Raw genomic sequence first — 21,074 nt, 5'->3', positions numbered from 1 at the left:
TCAATTCATAATTACTTCACTTTAAGTCTCTGTCCAATTGAAATCGCATTATCAGTGAGATTGTTTTTTTGTTTTAAATCATCGACCAATAAATTGAATTTTTTTGAAATTGAATATAGCGTATCCCCTTTTTGAACTTCGTATAAATTCGGGTCGTTTGAGTCTAAATTTATCTTTGGATCAGAATTCACATCATAAGATGATTTTCTTGGTGGAGCCGTTTTATTAATTGCAACATAATTTTTTCCTGTAATCTGACAATCATATTGATGCAAATTATAACGTTCAATATAGCTTATCAATTTGTCCGGATAATTTGGATCTGTTGCATAACCACAAGCTCTCAGTCCTTTTGCCCAAGCTTTGTAATCGTCTTTTTCGTAAGTAAACAAAGATTCATATCTCTTTTTCCCAACTAAAAATAAAGCGTGATCGCGATACGATTCTGAAGCTTCTTTATATTTTCTGAAACATTCTTGTTCTGCATCGTCATCATGGCGAACACTTTCTCCAAGCCAATCTTTATGACATTTAATTCCGAAATGATTATTAGCATCGACAGCCAAATCTCCTTTTCCCGCACCCGATTCTAATATACCCTGCGCCAAAATAATACTGGCAGGAATACCATACTTTTGCATATTTCCCATTGCAATATCTTTATACTGCAAAATATAAGAATTAACTAAATCGCTGGTTACAACTGTTTTTGAAGTCGATTGAATAACTTCAGTTGTATTATTTGTAGAAGGATAATTTTTACCGATTGGCTTGGCAGGATTACTTCTTTTAACTGAAGCTGTTCTGGCTTGAACTGCTGCCGCTTTTTTAGTCGTCGCTATGGCAGGCTTGCTAGATGAGCAGCTTGCTAAGCCTAATATTACGAGAAGTAATATAATTTTTTTAATCATTGGTTATGAGTATTGGTAATTTTTTCTGCTTCAACTTTATATTCATTCCATCAATTCCCTGTAATCCTCCGGTGTGAATGAGTAAAATTTTTGAATGTGCAGGAAAATATTTTTTGCCTATTAAATCTATAACGCCAAAAACCATCTTTCCTGTATAAATTGGATCTAATGGCACTTTTGTTTGTTCAAAAAACGCATTTATAAATTCGATTAATTCCAAATTTACTTTGCCATAACCTCCAAAATGATAGTCAGAAATTAAATCCCAGTTATCTTTTTTTGCAAAAATACGAATTTCATCCTTTAAAAAGTCACCTTTTAGCGCCGGAAACCCTAAAATTTTCTGATTTTCCTTAGAACTATTTATTAATCCTGAAATGGTTCCACCGGTTCCTACAGCGCAACAAACATAATCAAAAACTGAATCTTCATCAGTCAAAATCTCTTCGCAACCTTTCACTGCAAGTTCATTTGTACCTCCTTCGGGAACTAAATAAAAGTCTCCAAACTTATTTTTTAACTTTTCTAAAAATGAAATTTCACTTTTTAAACGATACTCTTCTCTTGAAACAAATTCAAATTGCATTCCGTTTTCCTGAGCGAATTTCAACGTTGGATTTCCTTCGATTTTATCAAAAAGTTCATCTCCGCGAATAATTCCGATAGTTTTAAAACCTTGCTCTTTTCCCGCAAATGCTACTGCTGCAATATGATTCGAAAATGCACCTCCAAAAGTCAGTAAAGTATCTTTTTTTTCGACTTTCGCCTGAAGCAAATTGTATTTTAATTTCCGGAATTTATTCCCCGAAACAAAAGGATGAATGAGATCTTCCCGTTTTATTATCAGCGAAATATCATTCGGAAAATCAATCGAAATATGTTGATTAAAAACTGAATTCATTTTAATTTGATGTAATGTAAAAACTGAAAAAATGATCGGTTTTTCAAATATTTTAAGTCATTTTCTTTGGCGTAAGCTTCTCTTTCAAAACTGATATTGCGATACGCTAAAGCCCCATTTTTATATTGAATTAAACGAATTAGATATTCTAAAAAATACCAGATAAAAAACGGAATTACTAAAAGTTCTAATTGCTGTCTTAAATGGATTTTTTCATGATTGACAAAAACGCCATTCGTTTTATCAAAATCATATTTCACCAAAACAAACGGAAAAACAGCCATTCCGCGATATCCTTTCGGAATTAAATATTTGGCAACAATCAGAAACATTGGCTGTAAAATTTATAAATTTGTAGCTATAAAATTATTTGATTTCATTAAAATCTCAATCAAATACTTATTTTTGATTTTTGAATAATGAAACAAAAACCCGAAGCAGATTTATGAAAGAGCAAAGTAATGAAAATAAATTAATCGAAGGAGAAGATTTTTACTATACGCCCGAAGGTTACAAATGCTTTACTGAAAAACACCACTTAAAACGTGGTTATTGCTGCAAAAGCGGTTGCCGTCATTGTCCTTACGGGTTTGATAAAAGAACAGGAGAAATCAGAAAGAGGGCTAATTAAATAATTAGTCAATTTGAAAATGTGTCAATTAGATAATTCAATAATCTAAACTCTAAAATTATAAATGGATATCCATTCACGAAAATTCAGGATTAAAATCCACAAGTCTTATCATAGGTCGGATATCCGTTATCCCTAGTTTTTTTAATTAGAAAATGTGCCAATTTGAAAATTAGATAATTTAAAAAAAATCCAATTTCCAATTGCACTCAATAAAATGTTGGTCACATTTGAGTACCAGTGGAACGACAAAATCTAAAAAAACAAAAAATTAATCTGTTGTTAATCTAAGCACAATACCTTAGTAGCTTAGAATCTCAGCATCTTAGAATCTTTAAAAAAAATGACTTTCAAAGAACAAATACAACAAGGAATTCCAAATATATTACCTCAAAAGGCAGCGTATGATCCTGCTATTAATCATGCTCCGAAACGAAAAGAAATTCTTTCGGCAGAAGAAAAAAAACTGGCTTTAAAAAATGCTTTGCGTTATTTTGATCCAAAACATCATGCCGAATTAATTCCTGAATTTTCAGAAGAATTAGAAAAATACGGGCGAATTTATATGTATCGTCTTCGTCCTGAATACAGAATGTACGCGCGTCCTATCGACGAATATCCAGGAAAATCTTTGCAAGCGAAAGCGATCATGCACATGATCCAAAACAATCTGGATTATGCTGTGGCACAACATCCACATGAATTGATTACTTATGGAGGAAACGGAGCGGTTTTTCAAAACTGGGCACAATATTTATTGACGATGCAATATTTGTCTGAAATGACAGATGAACAGACTTTGACGATGTATTCCGGACATCCGATGGGATTATTTCCTTCTCATAAAGAAGCGCCAAGAGTTGTCGTAACAAATGGAATGGTTATCCCGAATTACTCTAAGCCGGATGATTGGGAAAAAATGAACGCTTTAGGAGTTTCACAATACGGACAAATGACCGCCGGAAGTTATATGTACATTGGCCCACAAGGAATTGTACACGGAACTACGATTACGGTTTTGAACGGTTTCAGAAAAATAAAACAAAATCCTGAAGGAAGTTTATTTGTAACTTCTGGATTGGGTGGAATGTCGGGCGCGCAGCCAAAAGCTGGAAATATTGCAGGTTGTATTACGGTCTGCGCCGAAGTAAATCCGAAAATCACTAAAATTCGTCACGAACAAGGATGGATTAATGAAATTGTAACTTCAACTGAAGAATTAGTTCAGAGAGTGACTTTGGCGAAAGCCAATAAAGAAACGGTTTCAATTGCTTATTTAGGAAACGTAGTTGACGTTTGGGAATGTTTCGATAAAGAAAATATCAAAATTGATTTAGGTTCAGATCAGACTTCGCTTCATAATCCTTGGGCTGGAGGTTATTATCCAGTTGGAATTTCATTTGAAGAAGCCAATGAAATGATGGCAAATAATCCTGATTTATTTAAAGAAAAAGTTCAGGAATCACTTCGCAGACAAGCGTTGGCAATCAACAAACACACAGCAAAAGGAACATACTTTTTTGATTACGGAAATGCCTTTTTATTAGAAGCATCGCGCGCTGGCGCAGATGTTATGGCGGAAAATAAAATTGATTTCAGATATCCAAGCTACGTTCAGGATATTATGGGACCAATGTGTTTTGATTACGGTTTTGGACCTTTCCGTTGGGTTTGTACTTCCGGAAAACCTGAAGATTTGCAAAAAACGGATGCAATTGCAAGTCAGGTTTTAGAAGAATTGGCAAAAACTTCTCCTAATGAAATTCAGCAACAAATGCAGGATAATATTAAATGGATTAAAGGTGCGCAGGAAAACAAACTTGTCGTAGGCTCTCAAGCTAGAATTCTTTACGCTGATGCAGAAGGAAGAATTAAAATCGCTGAAGCATTCAACCAGGCAATTGCAAAAGGCGAAATTGGTGCAGTTGTTTTAGGACGCGACCATCATGATGTTTCCGGAACTGATTCACCTTACAGAGAGACTTCAAACATTTACGATGGATCTCGTTTTACAGCCGATATGGCAATCCATAACGTAATTGGAGACAGCTTTAGAGGAGCAACCTGGGTATCGATTCACAATGGCGGTGGAGTTGGCTGGGGAGAGGTTATAAATGGTGGATTTGGTATGGTTCTTGATGGTTCTAAAGAAGCTTCAAAACGTTTAGCATCAATGCTTTTTTGGGATGTTAACAACGGAATTTCAAGAAGAAGCTGGGCTCGAAATGACGAAGCTATTTTTGCCATAAAAAGAGCCATGCAAGTTGAGCCTTTACTAAAAGTAACTTTACCTAATATTGTTGACGAAAGTCTGCTTTAAACAAAAGTTACTCATAAAACAGAGAACATTAAATTTCTAATAACATGAAAACATTCAAATTAATTCCGATTTTTTTGCTTTTGATACTTGCTGCGTCGTGCGACACGGTTAGTGCTTACTCTGACTACGATAAAACCGTAGATTTTACGCCTTATAAAACTTATGCTTATTTTAAGCCCGGAATTGATAAGGTCGAAATATCTGATTTGGACAAAAAAAGAATTCTTCATGCAATTGATGATCAAATGCAAGCTAAAGGTTTTACCAAAAGCGAAAATCCTGATATCCTAATAAACATTTTTACCAAAGCCAAAGAGCAAGTTGATGTAAATCAATTTTATGCTGGATACGGTTATGGCTGGGGTTACGGCTGGGGATGGGGATACAGCCCTTATATGTACGGAGGAACATCAGTTTCCAGATACACCGAAGGAACTTTGTTCATTGATTTTATTGATGCTAAAAAGAAAGAAATGATCTGGCAAGGCCAAGGCATTGGTACTTTATACAAAAACATTGATAAAAAAGATGCCCGAATTACTGAATTTGTAACCAAAATTTTAGCACAGTATCCGCCAGTAAAAAAATAATTAATTACTTTTGCTTTTCAATCAGCTAAAAAATGACAAATTTTAATAACATTATTATCGCTATTATCAGCATTATTGCAATTCAGCAGTAATGGCGAGGTGTTATATAAATAAGTAAAATATATTTTATAAAAACCTCCCAAAACGGGAGGTTTTTTATTTTTAAATAAAATTGTTTTGCCACAGATTAAAGGATTTTCACAGATTAAAATCATTGAAATCTTTTTAATCTGTGGCAAAAAATAAAAAACAACCATTATGAGTTTATTCAACGAAGTACTTAATGCAAAAAAGCAACTTGAAAATGTAGTTGCCGCAACTCCGCTTACGCAAAATTTGAATCTTTCAGACGAGTTCAAATCTACGATTTTATTAAAACGAGAAGATTTACAAATTGTTCGTTCGTATAAAATCAGAGGTGCTTACAATAAGATTTCTTCATTAAACGAAAAAGAAAAATCAAACGGAATTGTTTGTGCCAGTGCAGGAAATCATGCTCAGGGCGTTGCTTATTCTTGTAATCTTCTTAAAATAAACGGTAAAATTTATATGCCGAAAACCACTCCGAAACAAAAAGTAAAACAAGTACAATTGTTTGGAAAATCGTTTGTAGAAATTGTTTTGACTGGCGATACTTTTGATGATGCTTACGCTTCGGCAACTGCAGATGCCATCAAAAATCACAAAACATTTATTCATCCTTTTGATGATGAAAAAGTAATTGCCGGACAAGGAACTGTTGGCTTGGAAATTCTGGAAAGTTATAAAGAACCAATCGATTATGTTTTTGTTCCAATTGGCGGTGGCGGACTGGCTTCTGGCCTATCTGAAGTTTTTAAACATTTAAGTCCGAACACAAAAATCATCGGCGTTGAACCAAAAGGCGCACCTTCGATGAAAACTTCAATAGAAGAAAATAAAAATACAGCTTTAAAAACAATCGACAAATTTGTTGACGGTGCCGCTGTAAAGCAAGTTGGCGATAAAACTTTTGAAATCTGTCGTTATAATTTAGAAGATATTATTCTGGTTCCCGAAGGAAAAGTTTGTACCACAATTTTGCGATTGTATAATGAAGAAGCAATGGTTGTAGAACCAGCAGGCGCTTTAACAATTGCAGCTTTGGATTTTTATAAAGACAAAATAAAAGGCAAAAATGTAGTTTGCATTGTCAGCGGAAGCAATAACGACATTGAAAGAACTGCAGAAATAAAAGAACGCTCATTGCTATATGAAGGTCTGATGCATTATTTTATGATTCAGTTTCCGCAACGTCCTGGGGCATTGAAAGAATTCGTAAACAATATTTTAGGTCCAGACGATGATATCACCTATTTTCAATTTGCAAAGAAAAACAGTCGCGAAGTTGGTTCGGTAGTTGTTGGTTTGGAATTAAAAAACAAAAACGACATTATGCCAATTAAATTGAAAATGACTCAAAATGGTTTTGAATTTCAATATTTGAATGATAATCAGGATTTATTCACGCAATTGATTGGATAAAAATTAAAGGCTGTCTATTAACCGTAGACAGCCTTTAAAATCAAATATAAAATTACTAATTGAATTCTAGATTTGTAATTTATTGTTTCAACACTTTCTTAGAGTACGATCCTGTGTTGTCATTTACTCGCACTACATAAATGCCTTTTGGCAATCTTGAAATTTCAATTTCAGCTTGTCTTCCTTCGAAATTCATATTTTTCTTTAAAACGCTTTGCCCTTCAAGTGAGAATATCTCAACATCGGCGCTTCCTGTATGATTGGTGTCAATTTTCAAATAATCATTTGACGAATTAATAAAAATCACCATATCATTTGGATTTTCTTCTTCTGCCGAAACTGTTGGCGCCAAAGCTTTTTTTGCAGTAGATTCCACCTGAACAAATTGCCATTGCTGATTTAATCCGCCAGTATAATCCCAAACCTGGATATTAGCACCATTTGCTGTCGAAACATTTTCGACATCAAGAGACTTTCCGGTATTTACATTGGTAATTTTATAATATCCGCCACTAAGACTTGCAACCGTCCATTTAAATTCATTAGAATTAACAAAAGTTCTTTGCTGTACTTTTAGTCCATTCGCCGTTCCGTTATTTTCAACTGCCAAATACATTCCTGTTGATTTTACAATAATGTAATAATTACCGCTTCCGTCTGAAACAAATTTCCATCTTTGATTGCTTCCTCCTCCGCTGGTAACATCGTACTGTTGAATTCTTCCACCACTAGTTGTAGAATTATCAGCCACATCTAGACCTTTATTACTGTTTCTTGAAATGATATTATAATATCCCGGAAATCCAGTACTTGACGCATTTACTGTAATTGTACTTGTCGCCGTTTTTGCTCCGTCTACCGTTGTAACTGTAATCATTGCAATTCCTGCCGCAACTCCTGTAACTAATCCGCTTGAGTTTACAGTTGCCACTGCGGTATTACTTGAACTCCAGTTTACAGCTGTATTTGTCGCATTACTTGGCGAAACTGTCGCCGTTAATTGCTGTGTTTGCCCCGCCGTAATTGTTGCAGAAGTTGGATTTACACTAACTCCCGTTACAGCAACCGTACCTCCTGTCCCCCAAGTAAAAGTAACTGCCGATGATCCTGGAACCGCATAATTAAATGCCGATGATCCTGAAACTACTTTTATAGTATTTGATGATCCGGAAGTATTATAAAGCACCAAAGCAATTGATCCATCAGGGTTTTTAAATCCAACTGATAAAATACTTCCGCTTGTGCTAGAAGAATTAATTCTTACTGCACCCGGTTTCACATATTTAGAAATTTGGCCAATAATATAATACGCAACATTTTTAGTATAGCTTGTACTATTATTTACCGTAATCGCTCCTAAACAGCTGTTACAACCACCTGGTGTGTGCGGCCCCATACTTGAATTATTTGCAGCATTCCATTCCAAAACTGTTTTCGACCAGTTATTTGTACTACCAATCACAACGTTTTGCATGTGCCAGCCAAAATCTCCAGCGAAACTTCCTCCAGAACCTGTGTATTGTTCTGTAAAATAAACGTTTTTATTTGTTTGCGTTTTTACGGTTGACATTGCAGAGATATTTCCTAAATACAAGTGAAATGCTGCACCGTCTACGTAACTACTGTTGTTCAAAACATCAATTGGATATGCTGTATTGTCACAATTGTGATCAAAAGCAATAATCTTAACACCGCCATATCCAGCAGCAGCCAATTGTGGACCAAGTTGTTGATTGATAAAATTCTTTTGCTCTGTAGAATTCATCAGCATACTTGGCTCATTGTTTGGATTTTCAGGTTCGTTTTGCGGTGTAATTGCCCAAATCGAGATTCCCTGCGCCTGCATAGCTTGAATGTATTTTACAAAATATTTGGCATAAGCTGCATAATATTGTGTTTGTAAACTTCCGCCAACCCAAGAACCGTTGGTTTTCATCCATCGTGGTGCAGTCCAAGGAGTTGCCAATATTTTAATATTCGGATTGATCAGCTGAATCTTTTTGATAATCGGAATCAAATAAGTCAAATCCGGACCGTTTAAACTGAAGTTATTCATATTAGTATCTCCCGAAGTCTCATTGTAACTATAAGAAGAACTGCTCAAATCTGAAGCCGCAATACTAATACGAATCACACTTGCGTTTAATCCTGTAGTTGGATTATACAAATCATTCAATAGCTGGTTTTGTTGTGTTGCTGCCATTCCGTTTATCACTTCGGCACTACCTTCTGTAAGTGTGTAACCAAAGCCGTCCATTGTTTGATAGGTTGTCCCTGCATTAACTGTAACTGTAGATGGATTAGTTCCTGAGTTTGTTCCGAAACTTACAGTTACCTGCTGTTGAAGTAATTTTGTCTGATCGCCTGATGTTATAAAAGGCGTAACCGTCTGAGCATTTGTTTTTGTAATACATAAAAGCATCATTATAATGACTTGTGTCATAAAAGCTTTTACCCGATTTGTAGGTTTTTGAGTAGTTTTGTGCATTTTTTTGTGGTTTTTGAGGTTTGTTGATAGTTAAATTTTTCTCATTTTATTATGATTATTTTTATTAAAACGCATCAAAAATATATCAATTTTAACGAAATCGATATAATTGAAACTTTACAAATACACATCATTTGTAAAATTTACCTTAACAAAAACTTATCTAATTAAAATTCAAAACACTGAATATCAAATCATTAATTAAAAATAAAACACAAAAAATCTTACTTTTTATTTTACTACATCTACAATATTTCAAAAATAGGTGTTTTATAACCTAAATTTGATTGTTTTCAGGGTTAAAAACCAGCTGTTAAATGACAAATATCATGGATTAGGCAAGAAGTTATATCGTATTTTTGCAATTCATTTTAGAAAGAAAAACAATGAATGCCCTTAAAGATATTTCGACTTTAGAAGATATTAAACAAATGGTGAACAGCTTTTATGACAATGTTAGAAAAGATGATCTCATTGGTCCAATATTTAATGACAAATTACAAGATCGATGGGAACCTCATTTGCAAAAAATGTACGGTTTTTGGCAAACTATTTTATTTGATGTTCGTGCCTATTCTGGGACTCCGTTTCCTCCTCACAAACAATTACCAGTCGATAAAACTCATTTTGACCGCTGGATCGAAATTTTCAACACTACAATTGATGAACAATTTGCAGGTCCATTGACGGAAGAAGCTAAAATGCGCGCCACAAACATGGCTTTTATGTTCAATCATAAAATTGAATATTTCAGAAACGCTGAAAATGAATTGAGAAATTCGGTCAAGAAATCTTAAAAGTAAATTTCAAAATTTAGAGGATGTTATTATTTTTTAAATAAATTTGGTTCAGCACAAACCCTATCTTAACCAAATTAAAAACCTACTAAAAGTTTTTCGAATGAAAAAAATAATGCTCTTTTTAATAATTTGTTTCTCTTTTTTCAATACAATTCAAGCTCAAACGGCTCCAACATCAAATCTATACAAAGGAACTGTGGATGGAAAAACGCCAATAACAGTTTACATCAAAACAGAAGAAAATCCGTGCACAGCTGATTTAATGTACACTTCGATGTACCGTTACAACAAATCCAAAAACTGGATTCAGCTGAACATTACTCAAAACAGAAAAGCTGAAAATGAATTTGTTCTTGTAGAACATGGTTTCAGCGGCGTATTAATTTTGAAGAAAATCGAAAATACTTTTTCAGGATTATGGATAAGTCCTGACACTAAAAAACAATTAAAAGTTGAATTGAAAGAAGTTTCGATGACAAAAAAAGAGTTGACTGACTTTGAAAAAACAATGGAAAAAGTCAATTACGAGAATAACGACTGTTAAAACCAATTTTCTGACTAAGCTCTAAAAAACTATAAAAACGCAATAAAACATACTTTCGAATAAAAATTTTGTGACGAATAGCAAAAATTAGCGGTCTAAATTCGTAATTTTACATTCTAATCTACAACGTTTTCGAAATGAATGCATCTATAGAAACAAATCCATTATTAGAGCGGTTGCCTAAACATTTAAAGCAATTTATTAAACCTCAAGATTATAGCGATTACACACCTATCAATCAAGCAGTTTGGCGATATGTAATGCGTAAAAATGTAGATTATCTTTCAAAAGTTGCACATCATTCCTATTTAGAGGGATTAAAGAAAACCGGAATCGAAATTGATTCTATTCCGAGTATGTACGGAATGAACCGTATTCTTACCGAAATTGGCTGGGCTGCAGTTGCCGTTGACGGATTTATTCCGCCAAATGCTTTTATGGAATTCCAGGCTTATAACGTTTTGGTTATTGCTTCAGATATTCGCCAGCTTGAACATATTGAATATACACCAGCTCCAGACATTATTCATGAAGGTGCCGGCCACGCTCCTATTATTGCGAATCCTGAATATGCTGAATATTTAAGACGTTTTGGCGAAATTGGATGCAAAGCGATTTCTTCTCATAAAGATTATCAGATGTATGAAGCGATTCGTTTGCTTTCGATTTTGAAAGAAGCCGAAGATACACCTCAAGAAAAAATTGACGAAGCTGAGAAAGCAGTTGCCGATTTACAAAACAATATGGGCGAATTGTCTGAAATGGCGCAAATTCGAAATTTACATTGGTGGACAGTTGAATACGGATTAATTGGAACTGTCGAAAATCCAAAAATATACGGCGCCGGATTGCTTTCTTCAATTGGCGAAAGCGCTTGGTGCATGACAGATAATGTAAAGAAAATCCCTTACGATATCTCGGCAGCGAATCAAAATTTTGATATTACACAATTACAACCTCAACTATATGTAACGCCAACTTTCTCTTATTTGAGTTTGATTTTGGAAGAATTTGCAAATAAAATGGCTTTGCGTACCGGAGGATTATCTGGAATTCAAAAATTGATTCAGTCCAACGCTTTAGGAACAATTGAATTAAGTACTGGTTTGCAAATTTCAGGAGTTTTTACAAATGTAATTGAAGAAGAAGGAAAACCGGTTTATATTCAGACCACTGGAAAAACAGCTTTGGCATACCGCGAAAAAGAATTAGTCGGTCATGGAACTTTAACACATCCACACGGATTTGGAAGTCCGATTGGAAAACTGAAAGGCTTCAATTTAGCGATTGAAGACATGAGTCCGAAAGATTTACAGGCATACAGTATTGTTGAAAATGAAACAGTAAAACTGGAATTTGAAGGCAATATTATTGTTGAAGGAGAAATTATCACCGGTTCACGAAACTTACACGGAGAAATTATTTTAATTAGTTTTAGAAATTGTACCGTAACGCATGGCGAAACAATTTTGTTTCAGCCTGATTGGGGAAATTATGATATGGCAATTGGTAAAAAAGTGGTTTCTGCTTTTTCCGGTCCTGCCGATGTGAATAGTTTTGACTTGATTAATATCGTTCCAACAACTAAAACAATTAAAGCGAAACATACTGATGAGCGTGATGAATTAGAGATTTTATACGCCACAGTTCGAAACATTAGAAATAATAAAGATGCTAAAACCGAATTAAAATCTGTTTTTGAGAAAGTCAAAAACAATCATTCTAACGATTGGCTGTTAACTGTTGAAATCGCAGAACTTTTAAAGGATTCTGATGAAAAACAACTGCTTCAGGAAGTATTGGTTCATTTGGATCAATTGAAAGTGAAGCGTCCTGAAGTAGCGCATTTAATTGCTGGCGGATTGGATTTGATTTTTGACAAAGAGACCGCTTAAATTATTGCACGCAGATTTTACAGATTTAAGCAGATTCTACAGATTTTTTTTAATCTCGCAAAGACGCAGAGTCGCAAAGTTTTTACTTAATAAGTTTGCTTTGCGACTCTGCGTCTTTGCGAGATTCTTTTTTTACAACTTTGAACTCAAATCCTGATTTAACTCAGTCTCAGATTCAATTGTTTTTCCATTGTATTGTAGTTTCCAGCCCATTGAATTTGTCATAATTAAGATCTTAGACAATTCACTTATTAAGCGGTTTTCGGCGTTTGTTTTTAATGAAGATTTTTCGATTTTTTTAGCCAGATTCGCTTTTACCGATTTGTTGATTTTATTGTAGTCATCGCCCGTAAACGGATTCAGTTTGCTTTGTTCTACATCATAAAACTGAATATCGGGATTGATGGTAATTTCTTCTTTTGGGATGTTTAAAATCGTAATCGTTTTATTTTTTTCATCAATATCATATTTCATTTTGTGCAAATCGTAAGCAACTGTCACATTTGCGTTTACAACAACAAGGGCTTTCTTCTCAAAAGAAATCATGTCCATGAAATATTTCTGCTGATTTTTATACGTGATAACTTCTGAAAAATGTCCTTCGGTGACAACCAATTTTCCAACATTAAGAATCTGTTGCTGAATTAAATTGGTGTTGTATTGAATATCGGAATCGTCGTCTTTTTTGAACTGGCAATATTTGAAGCCCAGAACAATAAATAAAACAATAACTCCAACTCCTATAATTCTTTTGATTAAGTTCTGCATTCTAATAAAATATTTAGAGCAATTTACTTCTTTTTTTAGTTTTTTTCGCCACGAATTTCACGAATTTCCACTAATTTTTTTGCTTCTTTCTGAAATTTTGCTTTGCAAAATAATGTATAAATACACGCATCGAATTCGTGAAAATTCGTGAAATTCGTGGCAAAAAAAACTCTAAAACGGATATCCAATAGCAATATTCAAAATCAGATTATCTTTTCGCCAGGAACTACTTCCAAAATTTATATCATCAATTACCCATCGTTGTCCGTCTGGCAACGCAGGATTTCTAAGCGGAATAGCCAAATCTGTTCTCAAAACAAAGAACGATAAATCAAAACGCAAACCAACACCAGCGCCAACAGCAATCTCTTTCATGAAATCTTTTGAGATTTCAGCACCAGGTTTGTCAGGATCGGCATGCAAAAGCCAGATGTTTCCGGCATCTAAAAAGACAGCGCCTCTAACAATGCTAAACAATTTTGCCCGATATTCTGTATTGAATTCCAGTTTTAAATCAGCGGACTGATCAGGTGTATAATTTGAATTTGTGGTCGGTGGAATTACATAACTTCCAGGTCCGAGTGTTCTTGCTCTGAAGGCACGAATACTATTGGTACCGCCCACAACAAATTGTTTGGACGCAGGAAGTGTATTTGAATTTCCGTAAGCAAATCCGGCTCCAACAATCAATCTGCTGGCCAATTCACTTTCTTTTCCCAATTTTAAATAATGCCTAAAATCAGATCTGACTTTTACATACTGACTAAACGGAACATCAAATATTGTTTTTACTTTATTTGGATAGTCTGCGCCCGTAACTAATCCAGTAAGATTTCCCGCCAAATCTAATTCACCATTGAAATAAATGGTATTTTTTCGGCGTTTCTGCATTGTATTGGTGTAGGTATAATTATAAGTTGGACCAAAAATCAACTGTTTTTCAATTACTTTTCCTAATGCTGGATCTTCTTCAATATCTTCTAAATACTCTTCCGTAACATGATTCGGACTCACATAGGTCACATCTACAACATTTAACTGATGCTCTTTTCGGATATTTTCTTTCCATAAATAGCCAAAAGTCGAGTTAAAAGAATTCAATGCATATAACTCCGTTCTTTTTTGATATTCGTATCTTAAAGTGGCCTTGGTTCTTGGTACAAATTCACTGTTTCCTTCTATATGAAAAGGCGTAATAAATCTTGGCCAGGTCAAACTAACTTCTCCTCCAAGCTTATAAATATTTTTTCCTTTATTGACACCGCCCAACTGAAAATCGGCACCGCCAAAAACCGATGCGGTAAACAATTCTGCGCCTTTGAAAAAGTTTCGGTTATTCCAATTTAAATTGACTTCTGTACCGGTATAACTTGCCGAATTCGTTTTTCCGATAACCTCAACTCTAATAAATTTCTTAGGCAAAAGTGTCAAATAGTAATAAGAATCTAAAGCATTTTCGATACTATCAGAAGGTTTAAATTCATTTTTTACAAAACTAAAAGTTCCAAGATTTACAAAACGGTTCAGCGTTAAATTATGGTCTTTTCTATTGTATAAATCTCCTTTTTTAAAATAAATTGTTCGGTCATAAACTCTTGGTTTAAAAGTTTCCGTTGTATCTATAATGGTAAAATCTTTGTATTGTGTTATGTTTCTTTTTCGATACACTGCAGTGTCATTTCCGAAAGAATAATTTGGATATACAAATATATTGTTGATTTTGTAAGCGGTTAAAGCCTTAACCGGTGTTTCGTCTTTTATAACCAATCTTATTTTTACTTCGTGATCGCCTTTACTGCTATCTACTTTTGCTAAAATATAATCCGGATTAAAATAGAAATAACCTTTTTCTTTTAATCGAGCATCGATGCGTTCTCTTTCTGCTTTTATAACATCCAAATCATACGGATTTCCAACTTTCAATAAACTTCTTCGGCTTGATCGGGCAATTATTTTTGACATTTTGAGAGAATCATCAGGAAAAGTAACACTCTTGATAATGTATTGTTTTTTAGGAACAACAATATATTCTGCTGTTACTCTTTTATTTCGAACAGTCGAATCGGCACTTACACGGGTTTTAAAATAGCCTCTGTTTTCGGTAAAATTTCGCAAAACCGATGCATTGTATTCTAAATCTACTTTACTGAAAAGTACGGGTTCTTCGCCGACTTTATTCTTCAGCCAGTATCTGAATCCTTTTTGTTTTTTCGGTGTTCCGGCAATATTATAAAACCATAATTTCGGGCGTAAACCTAAGAAAGTTTTATTTGGCTTCGGGCGAAGCAATCCTTCCAATTCCGTTTCCAGTGCCTTTCTATCTTTCTTTTTTATGATAGAATCCTTCACCTCTACTGAACCGCCAGTATAAAGTAAATCGCCTTCCGGAAGGTATTTTGTATTACTGCATCCTAAAACAAAAAACAGGGACATCAATACAAAATACTTTGTAAAATGATTTTTTATATGATTATGTCTTTTGTTCATTTCCCTTAATTTTATTTTCCTGATCTTCTTCTAATTTCTTCTTTTCTTTCTCTTTTTGTTTTTGCTTTTCTTTTCGCAGTTTTTCTTCTCTTATCAATTCTTTTTCCTTTTCTGTACGATGAAAAAGTTCACGGAATTTATCGTAACTCATCGTAATAACAAAAGCAACTCCCGTTTCTACAACCTGACCTTCAACAGCAACCTGATATTGGTTTTTTCTGTAGGCACGAACCATATATCGGCCGTCTTTTGTAAGCTGATAATCGAGTGCTACGTCTCCAGCTATATTGGTGCTTTCTTCATTGGCACGTTCCTGGCCTTCTACGCCAAAACTGCTTCCAACCGTAACTTTTAAGCGATCATCCAATAATCTTTTTGAAACTTCAACATTCAGATCGGTTCTGTTTTGCATGGTTCCTGTGGTATAATCTTCGGTTGATTCTAAATCAAAATTGACTTCAAAACCTGTAATTAATTCTCCAGCAAGATTATTTAATTGTTGCGAAAGAATTTTACTCACACTTTGTCTTGCCATAGATTCTGCATTTGTACCGCCACTTTCACTCGAAAACGGATTTTCGCCTACAAATCGATTTAATAATAAAAGAGCAAAAACCTGTTTATTTAATTCCGCCGGATCTTGTTCTATCTGTTTTAATTTTGACTGAGTCAATGTCACAACATCTGCAGAAACATCGTAATTTCCGTCTGGAAGTTCAATTCCAAACGAAATTTCAGGTTTCATTAATTCGCCATTCATTTTCAATAAAGTCTGAAAAGGAAGCTTTTGTTTATAGGTGTTTTTTTCAGCCTGCTCCTTGCCTGATAACTGATTTCCCAATAAATCTATTGGAGCCGCATTGACTTTATAAATTGCCGTAATATTTACATTTGCTTCTGTAGGCTCTCCGTTCCAAGTAATATAACTTCCTTTTTGGATGTCGAATTTTCTTTTGATTCCGTTAAAATTCATTTCATACGCACCATCAGTAAACTCATATTTTCCAGTCAGCGTTGTTTTTCCTGACTGATCAATTCCTCCAACTAATTCCGCTTCGCCTTTTAATTTTAAATAATCACCGTTTGCTTTATCAATCAGCAAAGTCAATTCGGCTTCCGGGTCAATCGAAATAGCGACATTCACATCCATTCCTTTCAATTCCGATTGATCCAATTTATTTTTCATGTCAACCGTTTGTTTCAGATACATATTATCTTCATCGACAAACTCAACAATTCCTTCCCGATCTGCAATTGACGGATCTGATTGAGGCATGACAACCGTAAACTCGGTTTCTTTATTTATTTTAATAGTTCCGTCAATAACCGGACTTTCTAAACTTCCCTTAATGTTTAGTTTTGTATCCAAAAACAAATCGCCGTAAAACAAATCATTATCGGCCGCTTTAGAATTAATAGCTCTAAAATCACTAGCCTCTACCAAAAGATTAAAATTATACTTTACAAAATCAGCAGATTGTATTGTTCCGTTGACAAACAATTCATTATCATTTTCATCTAAAAGAGAAAACTTATCAAATGAAATCGTTCCTTCGTTGAAAGTGATTTTTTCCTTTCCGGTTTTAAAATAAGAATTCAACTGCGTAACTCTAAAACCAGAATCATTAAAGTTCAATTCACCGTTAACTTTTGGAGCCGAAGTATTTCCTTTAACCTTAAAATTTCCTGATAGAAAACCTGTGCCTTCAGTGATATTTCCCATACTGAAACCTTGAATACTTTTAATATTCAGTTTGTTGATGGCAACATCCAAATCAAAATTGCCTTCCGCTATTTTATATTCGCCAGTAAGTTTTACATCATTTCCTTCATCGCTCAAAACCACATTTGCATAAAGCGTATCAGTCGTTTTATTGTCAACTTTTATTTCTAAATCTCCTAGTTTTTCTCCTTTAAAAGCAAAATCATCTATTTTTAAATCAGAAGTAAAAGTGGGTTTTGTCATTATATTTTCAACCAAAGCATTTCCGTTTACCAAACCTTGAATCAGCGCTTGATCTTTGGAAATCATATTCATAATTGTCCCGATTTTGAAGTTTACAAAATCAACCTGCAATGGCGCATTATTTTGTGTTCCCTGAGACTGAATCTTCAATTCGTCACCTTCATGATTCAAATAAAATTTATTGATATAAAGTCGCTTATCTCCAAATTCGATTGCATTTTCCGGATCGACATTCCATTTTTCATAATTTAAAACAAAGCTTTCAGGATCAATTTTAAAGATGTTTTTCGCATTTTCATGTTTCAGATTTCCGGAAATAAAATACTGCTCTTTCTCCTTGGCATCTTTTACTGCCAAAGCATAAGTCAGTTCGTTGTTTTCTACTTTACCCGATAAACTTGTAAACGGAATTTTGAAAGAACCACTTTCGATAGTGGCCACAGAAACCAAATATTCTAAAGCGTTATCTTTTGTTTCAATATTTATCCTTCCGTCCGAAATGGTACTTCCGTCATAAACAATTCTCGGAATCGTTCCTTTTACTTCCAACGAATCTGTTTGGCTGTTGTATTTTCCGTTTATTTCAAAAGGTTCTAATCCTGTTAGTTTTGGCAATAATTTTAAAAGTACAGGATCATTATCTACTTTTAAAGTAAACGCTAATCTTTGCTCGTCTGATTCGGCGTTGACTTTTGGATTTTGAAGATTAATATATTTTGATAATGATTTTTGAATCGAATTTGAGAGCGTTGTTAATTTGTATTTTCCGGTTACTTCAGCTTTTAAAAATTGCGATGAAATTTTGATTGAATTGCTGTCTTTATCAGCAAAAGCAAAAACGCGGATGGAATCTAAAACAATTGGTTCTTTGTCCTGCAAAATCTGAATGTTTGAAAGAAATACTTTTCCGTTCAAAAAATCTGGATTGCTGTTGGCAATATCAGCATCGACATTTCCGCGAAGTTTCATTGGTCCGGCGTGAAGATTCAGTTTTTCTAAATCGGCTATATCTAAGTTTAAGTTTAATTTTATGGCCGGATATTTCTCTTTTGTATTGCCACTTGCGACTAAATCAAAATTCAAATTTGGGTCTTTCATTCCTGATCTTACGGCGAATGATCCGTTTTCGATATTTCCTTTTAATGCCAAATCTCTGTACGTATATTTATTGAAAACTGCTTTTTGAACCAATCCGTCAACTGCTGCATTTGCTGTTTTTGGGTCTAAACCAGTGCCTTTGACTTTCGCTTTAAGCGTAATTTTTCCGATCGAATCATTTTTGATTAATCTTCCCAAATCGAAATCCAATAAATAAACCGTGGCATCGTATTTCTCTCTTTTTTTAACACGCTGATCAAATAAGGCGTCGACTTTTGCATTCCCGAAACTGCTTTTCAAAGCCAAATTTGTTTTGAAATTCTGCACAGAACCTTTGAATTTTCCGATCAAACTTAATTGTTGCGGCATTTGAATATTCGTCGGAATTGTTCCTTTTGGTACAAAATCATAAATATCTTTTGAAGTGCTCGAAAGTTTTTTGATATTCAAATCATAATACGCTTTTTGAGCATCAGGTAGGCCTTTTATCTTCCCCGAAAGGGAAACTTTTGTCGTTCCGATGCCGCTCATTTCGAATAACGGAATATCTAAATCTTTTACTTTTCCGCTCAAACGTGTGTTTATCGCCAAAACAGCATTTGGATTACTTTTGAACGGATTAGTATTTCGTAAATCGGGAGCGAACAGTAAAATGTCTTTGAAACCAATTTTTGAATTCTTTACATTGGCTTCAATCGAAAGATTTGCAAGATCTTTTTGAAGTGCTTTGAGCGATTTATATTCTACTTTAATTTTATCCTGAAGAAGCGTTTGCGGTGTTTTTAAGTATAAATTATTCAGATACGCTTTTTTTGGTCCGTAGAAAAAGTCGGTTTTTAAAGCCTGAATATTTAAACCGCTTTTTTCATTTACTGCCAACGATTTAATATTTCCAGAAATTGTATCGTTTGCATAATAGAATTTTTCAGCCTGAAAATTAAATTTATTCAAATCCAAATGACTGTAATCTAAACCTTTTGTAATAGGTTTTGACTGCATATCATCAAATTTGAATGCAACATTTTCAATATCAACTTTATTCAGTTTTGCTTTCCAACCAGCTTGTTTTATCGCTGTTGTATCTAAATCTGGCGCGTCAATTTGTTTGTCTTTTGCACCTAATCTTAGATTTCCGTTAAGATTTTTTAGTTCGAAAGCATCAAAATCCAAAAGCTGTTTATTTAAATCAATTTCATTGAAAGACAAATTTAGATTTCCGAGTTTTATTCCCGAATCTAATTTTGAATCTTTATTATCGTAAGCAATATCAATTTTTGACAAACTGATTTTTCCGAGTTTTAATTTGAAATCTGGTCGCTTGGAAATCGTATCGACTGTTTTTACCGAAACTTCGGCAATTTTCTCTACAACATCTTGATTTAAAACCAATTTTAATCCGTCAAGATCGATGTTCGGAATATCGAAATTCATTCTATCCAAATCAAATTCCTTGAATTTAGTATCAAAATGAGTCAGCTTTACGCGAATGTCATTTTTAGAGAAATCATCTTTAAAATTGAATTTGATATTATCTAAATTGACTTTTACAACCGAAATTTTAAAAGGTTTTGCATTTGGATCTTCGACTTTTGGTTCTTTTGATTCGAAGGCTTTTATGATATAATCGAAGTTGAAAACGCCGTCTTTATTTCGGGAAATATTAGCAGTCGTATTTTCTAAGGAAACTGAATTGATTTCGAGTTCACTGCTAACCAATTTAAAAAGATCAACATCGAGTTCTAAACGCTTTCCAGCTAAAAGTGTATCCTTTTTTTGATCTTCAAAATAAAAACCTTCCAACACTACATCTTTTGGAAATTTAATCGAAATATGATCTAAAGAAACTTTGGTTTTAATCTTTTTATGAAGGTAAGAAACCGCTTTGTCCTTAACAAAATTCTGAACTGAAGGAACCTGAATCAAAACAATTATAAGCAATAAAAGTGCAACTATTGAAGTCATGCACCAAAGCAGTACACGAAGTGTTTTTTTTAGAAAATGAATTGATTTCTTATTCATACGTCAGCAAAACACGATTAGATTAAAGTTGCAGTTTTATAAGGCTGTAATTATACAGTCTACAAAATTGTGGATTTTAAACCTTAACAATTTACACAATTATCTGCAATTATTCTAAAATTTCACTGTAAAATAGTTAATTTTCAGTTCTTA

Annotated in this window: 14 protein-coding genes; 7 read left to right on the top strand and 7 right to left on the bottom strand. The window is 34.0% G+C overall.

Going from position 1 to position 21,074, the window contains the following annotated elements:
• Positions 1 to 11 precede the first annotated feature (11 nt).
• From GQ47_RS19355 to GQ47_RS19345, 3 genes are read right to left on the bottom strand one after another with little or no spacing between them, the layout of a single operon-like run.
• The gene (locus GQ47_RS19355) at positions 12 to 911 is read right to left on the bottom strand and encodes a glucosaminidase domain-containing protein (protein ID WP_035651931.1); all 900 of its coding nucleotides are present in this window, start codon (positions 909 to 911) and stop codon (positions 12 to 14) included.
• Entirely contained in the window at positions 904 to 1,812 is a 909-nt protein-coding gene (locus tag GQ47_RS19350; RefSeq protein ID WP_035651928.1) for a 1-aminocyclopropane-1-carboxylate deaminase/D-cysteine desulfhydrase, read from the bottom strand. Before GQ47_RS19350 ends, GQ47_RS19355 begins: the two co-directional genes overlap by 8 nt.
• Positions 1,809 to 2,144 carry a hypothetical protein gene (locus GQ47_RS19345; protein ID WP_035651925.1) on the bottom strand — a complete coding sequence of 112 codons (336 nt, stop codon included), beginning with the start codon at positions 2,142 to 2,144 and terminating at the stop codon, positions 1,809 to 1,811. The genes GQ47_RS19350 and GQ47_RS19345 overlap by 4 nt, the downstream gene beginning before the upstream one ends.
• 113 nt (positions 2,145 to 2,257) lie before the next feature.
• Here GQ47_RS19345 and GQ47_RS19340 point away from each other — a divergent pair, with 113 nt between their 5' ends.
• The 4 genes from GQ47_RS19340 to ilvA all read left to right on the top strand — a co-directional run bounded on the left by GQ47_RS19340 (position 2,258) and on the right by ilvA (position 6,856).
• Positions 2,258 to 2,443 (top strand): DUF5522 domain-containing protein, encoded by a 186-nt coding sequence (locus tag GQ47_RS19340; RefSeq protein ID WP_035651923.1) that lies wholly within the window; start codon positions 2,258 to 2,260, stop codon positions 2,441 to 2,443.
• Positions 2,444 to 2,786: 343 nt separating this feature from the next.
• Positions 2,787 to 4,763, top strand: a complete 1,977-nt coding sequence (locus GQ47_RS19335; RefSeq protein WP_035651921.1) for a urocanate hydratase — start codon at positions 2,787 to 2,789, stop codon at positions 4,761 to 4,763.
• 44 nt (positions 4,764 to 4,807) lie between these two features.
• Positions 4,808 to 5,353: a DUF4136 domain-containing protein gene (locus GQ47_RS19330; RefSeq protein WP_035651920.1), complete on the top strand. Its 546-nt coding sequence runs from the start codon at positions 4,808 to 4,810 to the stop codon at positions 5,351 to 5,353.
• A gap of 258 nt (positions 5,354 to 5,611) precedes the next feature.
• A complete protein-coding gene (ilvA, locus tag GQ47_RS19320) occupies positions 5,612 to 6,856 on the top strand; it encodes a threonine ammonia-lyase IlvA (protein ID WP_035651915.1) in 1,245 nt (414 codons plus the stop codon).
• Positions 6,857 to 6,935: 79 nt separating this feature from the next.
• On the opposite strand, the gene GQ47_RS19315 is transcribed toward ilvA, so the two are convergent.
• Positions 6,936 to 9,344: an RICIN domain-containing protein gene (locus tag GQ47_RS19315; protein WP_035651911.1), complete on the bottom strand. Its 2,409-nt coding sequence runs from the start codon at positions 9,342 to 9,344 to the stop codon at positions 6,936 to 6,938.
• Positions 9,345 to 9,730: 386 nt separating this feature from the next.
• Between GQ47_RS19315 and GQ47_RS19310 the strand changes: the two genes are divergently transcribed.
• From GQ47_RS19310 to GQ47_RS19300, 3 genes are all read left to right on the top strand, one after another.
• Positions 9,731 to 10,141, top strand: coding sequence for a group III truncated hemoglobin (locus GQ47_RS19310; RefSeq protein ID WP_035651909.1), 411 nt, complete (start codon positions 9,731 to 9,733; stop codon positions 10,139 to 10,141).
• Between the two features lie 103 nt (positions 10,142 to 10,244).
• Positions 10,245 to 10,688 (top strand): hypothetical protein, encoded by a 444-nt coding sequence (locus GQ47_RS19305; RefSeq protein WP_035651907.1) that lies wholly within the window; start codon positions 10,245 to 10,247, stop codon positions 10,686 to 10,688.
• 137 nt (positions 10,689 to 10,825) lie between these two features.
• Positions 10,826 to 12,583: an aromatic amino acid hydroxylase gene (locus GQ47_RS19300; protein ID WP_035651905.1), complete on the top strand. Its 1,758-nt coding sequence runs from the start codon at positions 10,826 to 10,828 to the stop codon at positions 12,581 to 12,583.
• A gap of 132 nt (positions 12,584 to 12,715) precedes the next feature.
• Here GQ47_RS19300 and GQ47_RS19295 read toward each other — a convergent pair whose 3' ends face one another.
• The 3 genes from GQ47_RS19295 to GQ47_RS19285 all read right to left on the bottom strand — a co-directional run bounded on the left by GQ47_RS19295 (position 12,716) and on the right by GQ47_RS19285 (position 20,921).
• On the bottom strand, positions 12,716 to 13,351 hold the full coding sequence (locus tag GQ47_RS19295) for a DUF4230 domain-containing protein (protein ID WP_035651903.1): 636 nt from the start codon (positions 13,349 to 13,351) through the stop codon (positions 12,716 to 12,718).
• 171 nt (positions 13,352 to 13,522) lie between these two features.
• Positions 13,523 to 15,838, bottom strand: a complete 2,316-nt coding sequence (locus GQ47_RS19290; protein ID WP_035651902.1) for a translocation and assembly module lipoprotein TamL — start codon at positions 15,836 to 15,838, stop codon at positions 13,523 to 13,525.
• Positions 15,822 to 20,921 (bottom strand): translocation/assembly module TamB domain-containing protein, encoded by a 5,100-nt coding sequence (locus GQ47_RS19285; RefSeq protein ID WP_035651899.1) that lies wholly within the window; start codon positions 20,919 to 20,921, stop codon positions 15,822 to 15,824. The genes GQ47_RS19290 and GQ47_RS19285 overlap by 17 nt, the downstream gene beginning before the upstream one ends.
• Positions 20,922 to 21,074: the final 153 nt, after the last annotated feature.

Source organism: Flavobacterium sp. ASV13, from assembly GCF_000745775.1.
Taxonomy (GTDB): domain Bacteria; phylum Bacteroidota; class Bacteroidia; order Flavobacteriales; family Flavobacteriaceae; genus Flavobacterium.
The sequence above is the reverse complement of the archived record's forward strand: the minus strand, read 5'-3'. Positions and strand labels throughout refer to the sequence as shown.